At 42.2% G+C, this 16185-nt stretch carries 12 protein-coding genes and 1 pseudogene; 7 read left to right on the top strand and 6 right to left on the bottom strand.

The window, feature by feature from the left end; all coding sequences use genetic code 11:
- Positions 1 to 92 precede the first annotated feature (92 nt).
- The gene (locus ACVBIL_RS16795) at positions 93 to 905 is read left to right on the top strand and encodes a RecX family transcriptional regulator (protein ID WP_447168100.1); all 813 of its coding nucleotides are present in this window, start codon (positions 93 to 95) and stop codon (positions 903 to 905) included.
- A gap of 169 nt (positions 906 to 1074) precedes the next feature.
- Positions 1075 to 1626 carry a YbhB/YbcL family Raf kinase inhibitor-like protein gene (locus tag ACVBIL_RS16790; protein WP_447168099.1) on the top strand — a complete coding sequence of 184 codons (552 nt, stop codon included), beginning with the start codon at positions 1075 to 1077 and terminating at the stop codon, positions 1624 to 1626.
- Positions 1627 to 1829: 203 nt separating this feature from the next.
- Here ACVBIL_RS16790 and ACVBIL_RS16785 read toward each other — a convergent pair whose 3' ends face one another.
- The 3 genes from ACVBIL_RS16785 to ACVBIL_RS16775 form a co-directional block, all read right to left on the bottom strand.
- A complete protein-coding gene (locus ACVBIL_RS16785; protein ID WP_447168098.1) occupies positions 1830 to 2186 on the bottom strand; it encodes a glutathione S-transferase N-terminal domain-containing protein in 357 nt (118 codons plus the stop codon).
- An 82-nt stretch (positions 2187 to 2268) separates the two neighbouring features.
- Entirely contained in the window at positions 2269 to 2919 is a 651-nt protein-coding gene (locus ACVBIL_RS16780) for a Type 1 glutamine amidotransferase-like domain-containing protein (RefSeq protein ID WP_447168097.1), read from the bottom strand.
- A gap of 253 nt (positions 2920 to 3172) precedes the next feature.
- Entirely contained in the window at positions 3173 to 6286 is a 3114-nt protein-coding gene (locus tag ACVBIL_RS16775; protein WP_447168096.1) for a DUF748 domain-containing protein, read from the bottom strand.
- Positions 6287 to 6918: 632 nt separating this feature from the next.
- On the opposite strand from ACVBIL_RS16775, the gene ACVBIL_RS16770 reads away from it, so the two are divergent.
- The 3 genes from ACVBIL_RS16770 (at position 6919) to ACVBIL_RS16760 (ending at position 8651) form a co-directional block, all read left to right on the top strand.
- Positions 6919 to 7626, top strand: a complete 708-nt coding sequence (locus ACVBIL_RS16770; RefSeq protein ID WP_447168095.1) for a DUF445 domain-containing protein — start codon at positions 6919 to 6921, stop codon at positions 7624 to 7626.
- Between the two features lie 284 nt (positions 7627 to 7910).
- Positions 7911 to 8258 (top strand): VOC family protein, encoded by a 348-nt coding sequence (locus ACVBIL_RS16765; protein WP_447168094.1) that lies wholly within the window; start codon positions 7911 to 7913, stop codon positions 8256 to 8258.
- Between the two features lie 48 nt (positions 8259 to 8306).
- Positions 8307 to 8651 carry a 5-carboxymethyl-2-hydroxymuconate Delta-isomerase gene (locus ACVBIL_RS16760; RefSeq protein ID WP_447168093.1) on the top strand — a complete coding sequence of 115 codons (345 nt, stop codon included), beginning with the start codon at positions 8307 to 8309 and terminating at the stop codon, positions 8649 to 8651.
- Positions 8652 to 8732: 81 nt separating this feature from the next.
- On the opposite strand, the gene asnB is transcribed toward ACVBIL_RS16760, so the two are convergent.
- The 3 genes from asnB to ACVBIL_RS16745 all read right to left on the bottom strand — a co-directional run bounded on the left by asnB (position 8733) and on the right by ACVBIL_RS16745 (position 13670).
- Positions 8733 to 10397, bottom strand: coding sequence for an asparagine synthase B (asnB, locus tag ACVBIL_RS16755; RefSeq protein WP_447168092.1), 1665 nt, complete (start codon positions 10395 to 10397; stop codon positions 8733 to 8735).
- Between the two features lie 626 nt (positions 10398 to 11023).
- The gene (locus tag ACVBIL_RS16750) at positions 11024 to 12682 is read right to left on the bottom strand and encodes a M28 family metallopeptidase (protein ID WP_447168091.1); all 1659 of its coding nucleotides are present in this window, start codon (positions 12680 to 12682) and stop codon (positions 11024 to 11026) included.
- Between the two features lie 241 nt (positions 12683 to 12923).
- Entirely contained in the window at positions 12924 to 13670 is a 747-nt protein-coding gene (locus tag ACVBIL_RS16745) for an HAD-IIA family hydrolase (protein WP_447168090.1), read from the bottom strand.
- 349 nt (positions 13671 to 14019) lie between these two features.
- Between ACVBIL_RS16745 and ACVBIL_RS16740 the strand changes: the two genes are divergently transcribed.
- Positions 14020 to 15564 carry a DUF1254 domain-containing protein gene (locus ACVBIL_RS16740; RefSeq protein ID WP_447168089.1) on the top strand — a complete coding sequence of 515 codons (1545 nt, stop codon included), beginning with the start codon at positions 14020 to 14022 and terminating at the stop codon, positions 15562 to 15564.
- 36 nt (positions 15565 to 15600) lie between these two features.
- Positions 15601 to 15851 (top strand): annotated as a pseudogene (purN, locus tag ACVBIL_RS16735) (phosphoribosylglycinamide formyltransferase); the annotation flags it as partial.
- Positions 15852 to 16185 lie beyond the last annotated feature (334 nt).

Raw genomic sequence — 16185 nt, 5'->3', positions numbered from 1 at the left:
TGGCCAGGCAATCGTTATTCGCTTAATACTGCTAACAGATGCAGGGTTCTGTTACACTAATTTTGGTTATTTTAATTTAAGTTCAATTTGTTATGCAGCGCCCACCATTACGCCAAGCCAAGTCCATCGATAATGTTTTTAATAGTGCCTATTGGCATCTCGGTCAGCAGGATTTCACCATTAATGAAATTCGCAGCAAGCTTGAGCGTAAAACCGAAAACCAAGAATGGATAGATACTGTACTCGCTAGGCTCATAGAGGGGGGATATTTAAAAAGTGATTATGACTTTGCCGTCCGCTATTGTGAGTTGGCCTTTAGTCATGAACTCGGCGCAGGGGCAATAAGACGTAAGTTACAACAGCGTGGCGTGTCCATTACTGATATTGATAACGCGATAGAGCAGGTGATGGACGAGCAAAAAGTCGACACCTATGAGATGGCAACCTCTAGGCTATTGGACAGATATGATAACTTTTACGGGACTAACAAAGAGAAAGTCTATGCCATGATGACCACAAAAGGTTTTTCTCGGATAGAAACTGATCACGCATTAGCACAACACCCGATGCGTGAAACCTTGCGCAGTAAACTCGCCGTAAAAGCGGATAAAGCCGACTTAACCGCCGAAATCATCAAGTTATATAATAAAGGCAAAGGTGAAACTCTTATCTTGCAGGAGTTAAAACAGCGATTGATTGATGTGAGCGATTTTGTCGATACCTTGTATCAATTGACGCTTGCTGGAGATATTGATTTTTATCAGAGCTGTAAAAAAGAGCTAGCAAAAAAGCGCTATGACTTATCAGACTATAAAGAGAAGTCGAAAGCTTATGCGTATCTATCCCGTAAAGGTTTTAGCAGTGATGAAATAAAAGAGGCCATGAGCCCTGATGATGAGTTTTGAATATGACTATTGTACTGATACACAAAAGCAAGTTATCACAACTAGATCCTAACTACTTTAGTCTAACAACTTTAGTCCTGTGACTTAGATTAAAGGCAGGTCAATATTTTTCAGCTATGCTTATTGCATTGTGACGTACACATTAATCAAATCAATATAGGTAGGATATATGAGATTCAATAAAGTCGTGTTATTAGCAGCATGTAGTTTATTTGCATTTTCCAGTCAGGCGATAGAGTTAAAGAGTACAAATGTCACTGAAGGTCAGACCCTTAAAAATGCCCAGCTATTTAATCAATGGGGCTGTACAGGAGAAAATATCTCTCCAGAGCTCAGTTGGAGCGATGTCCCAGAAGGCACTAAAAGTTTTGCTGTAACAATGTACGACCCTGATGCACCTACGGGTAGCGGCTGGTGGCATTGGATGGTTGTTAATTTACCAGCAAGTACTCAGAGTTTGCCGGCTAACTCGGGTCTAAAGGGAGGGGCGAATCTTCCTAAAGGGGCGAGTATGGTTTCTAATGATTTTGGCTTCAAAGGATTTGGCGGTGGCTGTCCTCCTGAAGGTGCAGCGCCACATAATTACCAAATCACTGTTTATGCGCTAGATGTTGCTCATCTCGAATTACCTGAGAGTGGCACAGCTGCGCTGGCTGGATATAATATCTATCAGCACCTTTTGGGCAAGGCGGTAGTGACTGCGCCGACGAATGCTAGATAGTTGACTTATATTAATTGCTAATTAGATACTGACAGCTTTGAGTTACCGATAGGAATGATTTACTTGAGGTTGAACGAGACTGTTCAGTCTTGAGAGAAATTAATATGAAAAAGGCAGCATTAATATGCTGCCTTTTGCTTCGTCTTGAAATGTCCGACTTACGAGCAGTCTATCCTTATAGGATAAAAGCCTAGCTCTGCTGATTAAGCAAATTTCTTATCGAGAAAACCAATGATTGCTGAAGACTCATACATCCAAGTCGACTGACCATTTTCTTCAATCTTCATGCAAGGAACCTGTAGCTTTCCACCTTCGTTTAGCAAGGTGCTCTTATGTGGCTCTTGCTTGGCATCGAGTGTGACGATGTTTAAGCCTTGACGACGTAATGAGCGGCGAACTTTAACGCAAAACGGGCACGCCTTATATTCGTAAATAGTCATGTTACTGGTTACGTTGTCGATTTGTTGTTGTTCTTCTTGTGGACGCTTTAGTTTTTTAGGTGAAAAAACAAAGTTTAAAAACAGGATGATACGTCCTAATACCCAACGAATGATAAACATTAACTACCTCTGATGTATTGTTATTCGCGAAGATTTTAACTCAAGCGTTACAGGGTTGAAAGTCCTGATTAAAGATCTGCTTTCATTTAGATGACTTTGACCAATGGCAATGGCCTATCTCTTTTATCGCTCCGGAAATCATTACTAGGCTGGCATCGTCCGGACATAAACAGATCTGCTGACTAAATGCTGAAAGCTGTTGTTGAAATGACTTGCTTTCAAGCCGCACAGGGCTGATGTGGGGCGCAAACATAAAGTCCACTAAGTTGAGCGCTGTAAAATCTGTAAGCTGACAATGATTGATGTCGCCGCAAAGTGCAGCGCTTTCAATACTTGGAGTCATGAGCATCGCACCTGCGCTAACGCCAATGAGTGCACCACCATTGACTGCATATTGGCGCAAAATGGGTAATAGTTTTTGCTGTTGCATTGCCTTTAAGAAACGATAGGTATCACCGCCAGAGAGATGAATGGCATTGCAGTTTAACAGCGCCTCGAGACTGCTCGGGGAAAAGCCAGATTCTAATTCAAGATAAACGGATAACTGTGCCCCGAGTGCTTGATACATTAGCTGAGTTTGTAAAAAGTACTCTCTTTGAGGATCGGGCTCTGAAGCGATATAGCCAATTGTTAGCGGGGGATGTTTATCGGTTCTTGCTATTGATGACAGTATTGCTTTTATTGCTGCTTGGCCGTTTTCAGTATTTGGATCACTCAATAGGGCGAGTTTCATCGGTTCAGTCCTTTGTTTTTATATGTCAGCAGTAGCAAGTACCCTATAAGTAATTAGTACAAGCAATCACATTCGGGCCTCGCGAGTTTATTCACCAGACGCTTCTCTGAACGGTAACTTATTTGCGCTAGGTTTTAAAGGTAAGTGATTTGGTTAGCTGAGAGCGATTAATGTTGAGTAGCTAACGAGCAACAAAGCAATAAAAAGCACGCTAAAAAGCGTGCTTTTTATACTGAGAGCCCAATGTTAAGTCTTAGTTAGCGCCTAATGTCAGTGTTGCCTGGCTTGAACCTGTGCTGAGATCCACTTGGCTGTCGAGTAAAAATATTCTTTGTGGTTCAATCTTCTCGTGTGCAATTAAGAAGGTTTTAACCGCAATCGCGCGTTGTTGTGCTAAATGTCCAAGTGCTGCATCAGGCAGCCGCTGTGCGCTGAGTACAAAGTTATACAGTGCAATATGCCAGCGTTGTGTAAGCTGCGTTTCATTAAGTTTGTTCTCACCCTTATGCTCAGCTTCGATTTTGTCTTTTACTGCTTGTGCTGAGCTAGCAAGCTCAGTTTCATAGAGCTTTATTAGCGCATCTGAAAGTGGCCCCGTTGTTGGGAAATGACTGGGTGATAAGTCGGCCGGCAACGTCGTGATATCCAGTTTTGCTGTTTGAGCTAGCTTAGCCTTAAGTTGGTGCTCTCTGAGTGCTTTGCTATCTTCAAGCATGTTAACGCCACCTTTAATGCTGAGGGTTAACATAGGTCTATCAATTAAACCTTGGGCCAACTTATTAAGTTTGGTTTGTTGGCTGTCATCGAGGATCGCGTTACCGGCGGCAAAACTGACTTTATCCAGTTTTTCTTCATCAGAATCAAGCAAACCTGCCAGCAAAGTAAAGGGAGCCGTTACCGCTTTAGTGATCACATTGGTAAAAGCGGTCATGACTATGCTGCCGATGCTAAAGCTTGGGTCGTCAACATCACCAGATACTTTAAGGCCTAAATCAATCACGCCGTGTCTATTTTGCAAGAGTGCAATGGCTAAAGTCACAGGCAAGGTGGTAGCAAGGCTACTGTCGCTAGGTTTTCCGAGCTTTAATTGGTCGATGACTAAATGATTCTCTCCGACTAATTGGCTATTATCGAGTCGATAGTTAAGCGCTAATGACAACAGGCCTTTATCAATGTAATAACCTGCATAAGTACCAGAATAGGGGCTAATCGAGGTAAGCTCGACATGTTTGAAGTTAAGGGCAAGATCCAAATAAGGTTGCTTAAGTAGTGGGTTGATATCCCCCTTTAAGCTAACAGGCGCGTAGCGATCAATCTTACCTTTAATATCTACAGTTGCTGTTTGCTCACTGTTTGAAGACAATTTACTGATATTGCCATCTAAATATTCGATACTTGCTGCAAAGTTAGGCGTCAACGAATTATCGGCGAAAAAGGTAGAACCCTCTTTAAAGCTGATTTTGTTGATGGTTAATGCCAGTGGCTTGCTAGGTTTTGCTTGTTCATGACCTTGCTTAGTTGAAACACTGGCTATGACGGCCTTATCTTGAGTCACGGTTTCAGTTTCGTTTTCAGGATCAGCAGCCGTTTGTACTACAAGCAAATCACCTATGTTGGTACTCTTATCTTTAGCAATAATAATACGACCATAAGGCTGATTTAGCGCGACATGATCGATATTGATACTGTTAGCATTTTTATCGAATGCTAAGTGATTAACCTCTAAGCTTTTCCACTTTATTAAGTCTTTTTTCTGTAGCGTATCTTTAATCAGTAAGTCATTGACCCCTAAACTGCCCGTATAGCCTAGCTGTTGAGTTTGGGCATTAAAGCTAAAGTTTCCCTCAGTGCTAAATTTACCTTGCTTGAGCTCAATATTGACATAAGGTTTTAGGTAGTTTTGTATTTGTGGCAGTGCAAAATTGGTGACTGAAACTTTAGCGTTCACTAACTGTTTTAGTGCATCGACATGACCGCTTGATGCAAATAGTCCCTGTTGATTCACGTTGAGTGATAATTGGTAGTCAATCGGCGAGGCGAGATCGGCGTTTATGGCTCCGGTAGTCAGCTCTATATTATCTATTTTCCATAAGGTATTTTGAGTGACTAATTGCTCGCTTAGATTCACTTGGTAATCTTTAAGCTTGATGCCTTTAAGTATGGCAGTCCAGCTGCTCTTAGTCGTTTGGGCCTGATTGGCTGATATTACAGTCTTATCTTGGTTAGTTTTTACTGCCGAAGCATCATTGGGCGTTGCATTGATAGGGCTAAAAATTGTTGCCAGATTAATGCCATTTTTGTTCAATTTAGCGTTAAGCACTAGCCCCTGGGTATCGAGGGTTTCTGCCGTTACCGATCTCTGCTTAAGGTTAAACTCGATACCTCTAAGGGCAATGACGGGCAGTTTTATAATTGATTGGTTTTGATATTCAAAGTTGATGTCAGCCAACTTCAGCATACCTTGGTCGGTGGTGAACTGAAGTTTAGTCTCTTGCATTTGTAGCTGATAATGACTTGATAAACTCAATTTTCCGGAGGTTAATTGGGGGGTAAACTGCGCTGAGATAAAAGACCAAAATTGTGGCAGTTGGATATTGGTCAGTTGTACATCGCCAACAATATTTAAGGGAGATAATTGTACTAGTCCCTGAGTGGTAATTTCACCGCCGTTACGACCGACAACATGAATTGAATAGTGGTTGGTTTTTTGTTCAAGCTCAAGGTTGTTAAGTGACGAAGTAATCGCATGATTAGAATCAAAATACTTAATATTGAGATTTAATTCAGGGTAGTGCAATTGGCTATGGGTAAGGTTATCTGTAAAATTTAGATCAGCATTCACAATCGCTAAGTTTGTGAGGATAAAGTGCGGGATCCCAGCTGACGTTGTCGGCTCCTGGTGGCTTTTATCTTTAGGACGATTTGCTAATGTTTCAATAATATCTGAAAAATTAAAGCGTAATGTTTTTGGTGTATTAAGCCGCTCAACGTTGATTACTGGCGCTGTTAAGGTGACATGAGCAATACTGAAAGCGGTATTAAAAACCGAATCCCAAAATTGGTACTCAAAGCTTAATTGTGAAAAGCCAACAAAGGGTTTGTTATCTGTCTCTTGTAACTCGAATTTGTCGATGGCGACTTCAAGAGTGAACGGGTTTATCTTGACGTTTTCAAGAGTAACCGGGCGCTGTAGCAACGAAGATAACTGCTCGGGTACTTGCTTAACCACAATATAGGGTACTAATAAGCCTAGTATTGCAGTAAAGGTAAAATAAATGGCGGTCACTATGATGAGTAAACGCTGATATTTTGGGCGCTGACGGTAGCCATTCAGCAGAGTTTGAAATGATTGTTTGATAAAAGACATACAGACCTTTGTCGATTTAATTTTGTGGCAGAGTGTTTATTGCACTAACAAAAATCATACGTAAGTATATACCCAAGCTACTTCAAGATGCTCGTTTCAGCGAGAATTTATTGGCTGCTAATCAAGGCGCAGATTTGTAAGCATAGTCGCTCTACGTTAAAAATCGGCAACGCAGAGTAGAAGCCAATAAAACTCGCCCTTCGGGAGTGACTCAGCGTATCTACTTCTGTGTCAAATAAGTTTAAAAGGGAATGCCATTCCAGCACTCATTTTCCTTGAATTAAACACGCTGAGATCACTCTGAATCCTGCATCTTGAGTTAACTTGGGTATAATTGTTAATGAATCGAAACTCACGCTACTAATTTTAGCTTCATTATCGTGTAAATGATCCCTGCATCATAATGTTTTTTTTAAATCTAACGTTTTTATTAACGTACGAATAAATATGTTACAGGAGCCGGTTTCTGTTCTTTAGTCGGCAGTGCAACTTATGTTTATTGATTTTGCAGGGGACTTGAATTAAGGCGCCAGTAAAGGAACGAGATCAAATATGCGTGATTATAGCTATTGCCTCAGGTCTTTCTTGATTGATACCATAACGCGTTTTTTATCTTGCTTTGGGGAATTAGCTTGAATAAGAGTGTTATCACCAATTTGATTGCGGCTATTTTTGTTGCTGTCGGCTATCTATTTGCTTTACCGATTGTGTTAACGGTTGGCCTGTTTGCACTTTCTGGTGCTGTGACCAACTGGTTGGCTATTCACATGTTGTTTGAAAAGGTTCCAGGATTATACGGCTCAGGCGTTATACCTTCGCGTTTTGAAGAGTTTAAAGCGGCTATCGCGCACTTAATGATGAAGCAGTTCTTTACCGAAGAGAATATCGATCGTTTTCTGTCTGGTGAGGGGGGAGTTGAAAAGCAGCTAAATTTGCAACCTGTTATTGAGAAAATTGATTTGTCGCCGGCGTTTGATGCGCTTGTGAGTACCGTGGCGCAATCGTCTTTAGGCGGTATGCTAGCCATGTTTGGTGGTACTGATGCGATTATGCCGCTACGTGAACCTTTTATTGAGAAAATGAAAAGCTCCTTGAGTGATATCGCTCAGAGCGATGATTTTTACGCATTAGTAAAAGAAGAGCTAGAGCAGCCCAATATGATTGCGGATATGCGCGCCAAGGTGGAAGAGATTGTTAGTCAAAGACTCGATGAGTTAACGCCACAACTGGTTAAAGAGATCATACAAGAGATGATCCGTGAGCATCTTGGCTGGCTTGTCGTGTGGGGTGGTGTTTTTGGTGGCTTAATTGGTTTAGCCGCAGCGCTGATCCAGGTCTAAATAAGCTAACATCACTAGCAAAGCGATAAATTAATTTTTTAGATTAAAGCGTTAGACTGAAGCTCTAAAGTAGGGGGCTGATACTGATTAGTATCAGTCCCTTTTTATTGGTTAATCGTGAAGTATATTACTCGCTTTAGCTGCTGTGATTTTAAGCTGGATGTGTTCTAATCATTAAGGCGTTATTTACTGAGTTACGCTTCTATTTACCAGAGTGCTTGTAAGTACAGAGTTAGTAAATATAGAGCGACTAATCATGGCATAAGCATTCACAGGAGTGGCATATGCAGCACAATAGTATTAACTATCTTGAGATCCCGGTAAAAGAGATCAATAAGACGAAGGCTTTCTTTAATCAAGTGTTTGGCTGGGAGTTTGTTGATTATGGCCCCGAATATAGCTGTTTTGTTGATGCAGGCATAACAGGCGGTTTCTTTGCCTGTGAAAAGGCATTCACTATTGCTTCTGGTTGTCCTCTTATCGTGATTTATTCTCGTAGCCTAGAAGATTCGCAAACAAAGGTGATTGATGCAGGTGGGCTGATCAGTCAATCAATTTTCACTTTTCCTGGTGGGCGCCGTTTTCACTTCCTTGACACTAATGGCAATGAATATGCTGTCTGGTCTGAGTAAGCATACGCCATTCTTTCACCATTGCCCTAAGAACAAAAAGAGCAGCATATGCCACATTGTACTATTGAATATTCCGCACCATTAGCCGAAGTGCTATCGATTGAGGCATTAGTGACAGCAAGTCATAGAGGCCTAATTGAAGCGGAATTATTTGAAGCAAAAGCCATCAAAACGCGTGCTTATCCTTGTGACTTTTTCCAAGTAGGAGATGACGTTGACGGGCAATTCATTCACCTTAACATTGCTATTATGCCGGGGCGAACCGATGAGCAAAAGGCGCTACTTATCGAACGTGTTTATGACGCAATAGCCCTTATTAGCGCAGCGGTAAACAGTGTGACGATTGAAGTTGTGGATATTAATCAGCAGCATTACTTTAAAGCGTTAAATTAATTTAATAGGTAAAGTGCAAAGCATAAAGCCACTCAAATGAGTGGCTTTATTGTAGTGACAATCAGTTTATACTGATTGGTATTAGTAAGCGCTGTCGTGTACAGATTGCACCGCGCGGCCCGATGGGTCGATAATACCTTGTAAGCTTTCGTCCCAAGCCAATGCTTCAGGTGTAGAACATGCAACTGACTTACCACCTGGAACGGTTTCTGCAGCGCTTGGTAGTGGGAACAGCTCTTCAAAGAAAGTACGGTAAAAGTACGCTTCTTTAGTTTCAGGCGTGTTGTACGGGAATCTAAACTTAGCATTTGCTAACTGTAGATCGTCAACTTTCTTTGCCGCATGCTCCTTAAGGCCATCAATCCAAGAGTAACCTACGCCATCACTGAACTGCTCTTTTTGACGCCAAGCGACTTCTTTCGGTAACTTGTGCTCAAAGGCTTCACGTAAAATGTGCTTTTCAATCTTACCATTTTTAGACATTTTGGCCTCTGGGTTTGTGCGCATAGCCACGTCCATAAACTCTTTGTCTAAGAAAGGTACGCGGGCTTCTAAGCCCCAAGCTGCCATAGCTTTGTTAGCGCGAAGACAATCAAAGAGGTGTAACTTGTCCAGCTTACGTACTAGCTCTTCGTGGAATGCTTGTGCGTTAGGCGCTTTGTGGAAGTACAAATAGCCACCAAACAATTCGTCAGCACCTTCGCCCGACAATACCATTTTAATGCCCATGGCTTTAATCTTACGCGCCATTAAATACATTGGTGTTGCCGCACGGATAGTGGTGACATCATATGTTTCTAAATGGTAAATGACATCTTTAATTGCATCGATACCATCTTGAAAAGTAAAGGTTATTTCGTGATGAATCGTACCGATTGCATCGGCGACTTTCTTGGCTGCAATTAAATCCGGTGCGCCTTCAAGACCGACTGCAAATGAATGAAGTTGCGGCCACCATGCGCTACTTTCACCGTCGTCTTCGATACGGCGCTTAGCATAGGTTTGGGTGATTGCTGAAATCACCGATGAATCAAGACCGCCTGACAGTAATACGCCATAAGGCACATCTGACATTAATTGACGCTTTACGGCTGCTTCTAGGGCATCACGTACATCTTCTGCACTGGCTGGGTTGTCTTGCACAGCGGAAAAATCACGCCAGTCACGCTGGTAATACTGAGTCAGCTCGCCTTGTTCACTTGAAAGGTAATGACCTGGACTAAAAGTTTGTACTGTTTTACATACAGGCATAAGGGCTTTCATTTCTGAGGCGACATATAAGTTTCCTTCAGCATCGCGGCCAGTGTAGAGCGGAATGATCCCCATATGATCGCGTCCAACTAAATAGCTGTCTTTAGTTTTGTCATAAAGCACAAAGGCAAAAATACCGTTTAGTTTGTCTAAAAATTCTGTGCCGTATTCTTGATATAGTGCCAAAATCACTTCGCAATCGGAGTTGGTTTGGTAGCTATATTTATCGCCTAATTCAGCTTTCAATTCTTTGTGGTTGTAGATCTCACCGTTAACGGCTAATACGATTGATTCATCCTGACTTAGTAGTGGCTGCGCACCATGTTCGATGTCAACAATCGCTAAACGCTCATGGGCTAAAATCGCTTTGTCACTGCTGTAAATTCCCGACCAATCTGGACCTCGATGACGCAGTAACTTAGACATCTCTAGAGCGACTTGACGTAGCGGGCTAGCGTCGGATTGAATATCTAAAATGGCAAAAATTGAACACATAGGTCACTCCAAAAAATCTGTTTTAAACTCAATTGAGTATTAATCTGCCATTGAAAGCTCAATAATTCAAATCTCTTTTTGATGATTTATCCGTAAAAACCCCTTTTCACCGTGTCAAAATCACTCCTTAAATCCAACAAAATGAATATTCATCAATTATTTTGTGATTTGTTTGAGCTTTTAATAAATGAGCGCTGGTGTAGGCAGGGCGAGTTACAGAATTCGTAATGGCAGTAAATTAAAGATAGAACGGTAAAATTTGCTGGTAAATAGCCATTTTTTGGCTGAAAAATAAACAAGATGTGGAAGTGATAAAGATAGTTGACCCCAATCGGTATCAGTGAGTGATAAAAGCTAAGTCAAAAAAAAGCCGACAAGTGGGTGGCAAGTCGGCCGGTTGGAAATTATCAAAGCGATAAAAATTGTGTATAACTTGTCTGCATAAAGGCCAAGCTATTAATCGAATCCAAAGTTATTATGGCCCTAAAATATTGTAGTGGCAGTGCTTACTGCTGGTTTATATCTGTTTAACGTTGACCATGCTTTCTAGTAAAACGACTCATCATTGAGTGCACGCTTGAGCAAATGCACCTTGATACAATATTCGCATTATTCATGGATCACAGTTACTTACTCGCTTGTTGCATCTGCTCACTCGCAGGGCGTAGGGCATTAAATTCAGTCCCTTTAAAGTATCCTGGCCAATCATTATTATTACCTAACGCTGTAGCCGCTTGGTAATAAATAGCGAGGTCTTCCAGGGCGCCGGAAAGATCCCAGTCTTCACGATATTCATCGCAGACATTGTGGTAGCAACCATTCATTTTGAGTTTCATTGCCGCTTTATATTGCGCAGTGGCATCATCTATTGGCTGACTGCCGCCGCCAGCGAAAACGGCGGGTACACCTTCTTTGGCAAAGCTGAAGTGATCAGAGCGGAAAAAACCGCCGGACTCAGGGTATGTCTCTCTTTTAGCAGTACGATTTTGAGTTTTTAAGGCATCGATAAGGTAGTTTTCTAGTTCAGACTTACCTTTGCCAACGATAGTGTAATCGCTTGTACGGCCATAAATATTGGTGCTGTCTAGATTAAAGACTGCAACAGTTTTATCTAGTGGATATACAGGACTTGATGCGTAATATCGTGAACCGAGTAGACCTTGCTCTTCACCCGTTGTTGCTACAAAGGTGACAGAGCGGGCTAGAGGATTACCATTTTTAGCTTGTTTGGCAAATTGACGCGCAATTTCAAGGATCCCTGCAGTGCCTGAGGCATTGTCGAGCGCACCGTTGTAGATCTGGTCACCTTCTTTGCTGGCATCGATACCAATATGATCCCAATGAGCGCTAAACATAATATGCTCATTAGGGCGGCTATTGCCAGGTAACGTTGCCACTACATTATAACTATTGGCGTATTGGGCTTGATTTTCAAACGCAATTGACGCGGTTTGGTTTAATGGCAAGTTTATCGGGCTAGCTGCTGCTCTATCTGACACTGTCTTAAGAGATAAGCCAGATTTATTGAATAGTTGGTTAGCCACATCATAAGTTATCCAACCTTCGACTTCGATGCGCTGCTTTTGTTCTTGTTCGCTGCGTACGAGGTCTTGTTGGGCGCCTGTCCAGCTGTTTTCTACAACAGACCAAGGGTAAGAGGCGGGTTTAGTATCATGAATGATGATGGCGCCAAGCGCACCTTGGCGGCTAGCCTCTTCAAACTTGTAACTCCAGCGACCATAATAGGTCATGGCTTTACCGTTAAATTTACCTGAGTCCGGTAATGCAAAACCGGGATCATTAACTAAAATTACCGCTATTTTGCCGCTCATGTTCAAGTCTTGATAGTCATTCCAACGATACTCTGGTGCATTGATGCCATAACCGACAAAAACGAGCGGGGCATTGTTGATATCGACATTGGTAACGTCATGGCGACTACCTACAACCACATCTTGGCGGTGTGTTAGTGGTAAATCACCAAAGCGAATAGTCTGTTGCTCTGATGCGGTGTAAGTCACCATAGGTACAGCTTGCAGGTAATCTTTACCATTAGGCTTTTGTAGCCCCATGTTTGCAAAGGCATCGCTTAAATACTCTAATGTAAGCTGCTCACCTTTGGTGGTTGGCGCACGGCCTTCAAATTCGTCAGAGGCCAACGTTTTGATATCTTGGCGAAAACGACTTTCATCGAATGTCACTTCAATGGCTTTATTAACATTGCTTGGGTGCTGACTGCAGGCACTAAGAATGGCGAGTGCGCAAATGGATAAAACTGAACGCATGTAGAGGTCCTATTATTATTGTTGCTTTAGACTTTTTACTTCATTAACAAACATGATGGGGGAAAGGCGCTCTGTATGGCAAGAGGCATATGTAATAATCTGACAGCTAAAATGTTACTTAATATTGCACTAAAAGCGAGCGCTAATAGTGGGGGGGATTTGAGGCATAGAGGATTAGCGCCTTGGTCTGCTTGTGTTTAAAAAACCAGTGTAACCCTCTATATTTGACTCTGAGTTCAGGTTAAATAACGTCGATGTCACCAGCACAATCAAAAATATGATTTGGTCTAAATGGCTCTTTCTCAATATCAGCCAGTGAGCTGACGCCACTGGTGACTAGGATTGTTTCAAGTCCAGCTTGAAAGCCCGCAAGAATATCAGTGCGCATATTGTCGCCGATAATCACCGTGTTTTCTGAGTGGCCACCAATGTGGTTAAGTGCTGAGCGAATGATCCAAGAGCTAGGCTTACCCACATAAAACGGTTTTTTACCACTTATACGCTCAATAGGGGCACATAATGCGCCGCAAGCCGGACTAAAAGAGGGGCCATGAGTGTCTGGATTGGTTGCGATAAAACGCGCCCCTTCACTGACAAATTTTGCGGCTTTATGGATCATGTCCCAGTTATAAGAACGGGTTTCACCAACGATAACAAAGTCTGGGTTAATGTCGGTGATGGTAAAACCGGCTTTATACAGCTCGTGGGTTAATGCACCTTCGCCAATAACGAACGCTTTAGTGCCTTCTTGGTGCTTAAGAAAATCCGCGGTGGCCATTGCCGACGTGTAAAAGCACTCTTCAGGTATATTTAGTCCCGCAGAGCCGAGACGATTTTGTAAATCTTTACCCGTTTGGACCGGATAGTTGGTGAGGATGACTAAGGGGTTACCTTGTTCAAGTATGCGGTGAATAAACTTATCACTACCGGGAATAAGCTGATTGTTGTGCAGTAACACTCCATCAATGTCGCAAATAATATTTTTCATCAGACTCTCTTACTTCACATTAGTTTGCCGAATAACTGATCTTTATCTAATGCTAATTGGAGTGGAAAAACAATGCTTTTTAGTCGTTATTTAGAGAAAGATTTTACATGTCAATTCGCTAATGAAAGGACTCGTGACGAATTGCCATTGTTGATGTCATGAGGAGGTCTAGGTTAGGAGCTGCTTGTTCAAGCCTGGCTATACTCGATTGATTAAAATATCAATATAAATAGAGTAGAAAGATAACAACTTCTAGTTGACCAATGTTTATCGCTTCCGTAGTTTTATAAAGACGGCTTTAATAAAGAGTTTAGTAAACAGTCTTATAAATATGAATATAAGGAACACGATGAAAATACAAGTCAAGGAAAGGTCGCTTACATTAGTCTCCTTAGTGACAGTACTTTTTGGATTCTCTACGCATTTGGTTGCGGCAGACAAGCCAACTCCAGGTTATAACAATCCCATTCCGGCAAGTATTATGACGCCTAATAAGGTCGATTCTAGTATTGGTACTTTGGAATTTCATGATGGTGCGCCCACCGTTGAAACCAGCCGAAAGCTGTATGACAACTTAAATACCATTCGTGCCACTGAAACATTTCTAAATGCGATCCCTATGGCGTCATTAGAGGCGTTAAGAATTGGCCATAATAGCCTTGGGATCACACAGTCCAATCAAGTATTGTTATTTAATAAGTTGATGGATTCAAATCCTCTGTTTTTGACGGGCAATACAGATACCGTTTATGCATCAGCCTTTTTAGATCTGGAACGTGATGGTCCGACCGTGGTGGAGGTGCCGGTTGGAATGGGCCCAACCACGGTTAATGATGCCTTTTTTCGATATGTAACGGATATGGGCATTGTTGGCCCTGACAAAGGTAAAGGCGGAAAGTATTTGATTTTGCCTCCTGGTTATCAAGGTGAGGTGCCAAAAGGGTATTTTGTTTCTGAGTCAACGAGCTATACCAATTGGTTTATTGCCAGAGGCTTTTTAAAAGAGGGCAAGACAGAGCATGCGGTTCAAGCTTTTAAGCAAGATCTTAAAATCTACCCTTTGGCTAAAAAGAGCAATCCGCCTAAGATGGTGTTTAAGTCAGGTAGTGGCTTAGAGTTTAATACCATTCATGCCAATGATTTCCATTTTTTTAAAGAGATCGAGTTAGTGCTAGAAAAGGAGCCCGTGTCGTTTATCGATCCAGAGCTTAGAGGTTTAATGGCGAGTATTGGTTTACAAAAAGGTAAGCCGTTTGCGCCAGATGAACACATGACAGCATTATTGACTGACGGTGTTGCCATCGGTAACGCAACAGCAAGAGCGTTGATGTTCCAACCAAGAGATAAAGCGACCTATATTTATCCCGGTAGACTGTGGAAAACCGCGTTTATTGGCGGTGATTATCGCTGGTTAATAGATGGTGGGGAAGGTGGCCGTAATCTAGACGCGCGTACTTATTTCTTCTATATGGCGACGGTCAATACTCCTGCTATGGCACTGAAGCTAATTGGTAAGGGCTCGCAATATGCCATGCTGGATAAGTCAAAAGACTCAGTGTATTTGACCGGCAGCAAGACTTATAAGCTGAATATTCCTGCTAATGTACCAGCAAAAAATTTCTGGTCGATAGTGGCATACGATACCCAAACTCGCTCAGAGTTGCAGACGGGGCAGAAATTCCCAAGTCGTAATAATCAGCGTGATGATTTAACCAAAAATGCCGACGGCTCCGTGGATATTTACTTCGGCCCAGAGGCTCCTAAAGGTAAAGAGAGTAACTGGATCCAAACCGTGCCCAATAAAGGCTGGTTTATCTTACTACGCCTCTATGGCCCCATGGAAGCTTGGTTTGATAAGAGTTGGCAACCAGGTGATATTGTTGAAGTTAGCTAGACGATTCCCCTTGATTTTATTGGCTGAATAACGGTGAATACAGAGCACGGCGCTAGCGTACACTTTGTGACGCCAGAGCTTGATGAGGGTCCTGTGATCTTACAAGCAAAAGTTCTCGTTTATGAAGACGATACAGCAGATACCTTAGCTGAACGAGTTCACGAACAAGAGTATGCCATTTACCCACTTGTGGTTAAGTGGTTCAGCCAAAGCAGACTAGGAATGGTCGATGGCGTTGCACGACTAGATAGTCAGGGTTACCAATCAATGGTTATGCTGCTGACTAATCAAGGTTAACCAATAGCACACCATAAAAATGGGCACCTTTTAGGTGCCCATTTTATTTTCTGCTCTAAACTATCAACACCCTAAACCATCTGTATCATGAGCGGCGTCTGTACATTAGCTAGCATTGAAGATTTGTTGAGTTAGGCCATTTTTCGGAGGAATATAAGCAGGGGTATCCAAGAGTGCCCCTCGTTTACCCGAGCACCAAGGGCTCTTAGGCTTACAAAATCGGCCTTCGATACAGCTTGGTCAGAGTCTGACGAATCCCCACAAAAAGATAAACAGAAATAATGAGATAGGCAAAAATATGAGGAACATTCATGGCATTTGGTG

This window comes from Shewanella sp. 125m-7 (assembly GCF_052977045.1).
The sequence above is the reverse complement of the archived record's forward strand: the minus strand, read 5'-3'. Positions and strand labels throughout refer to the sequence as shown.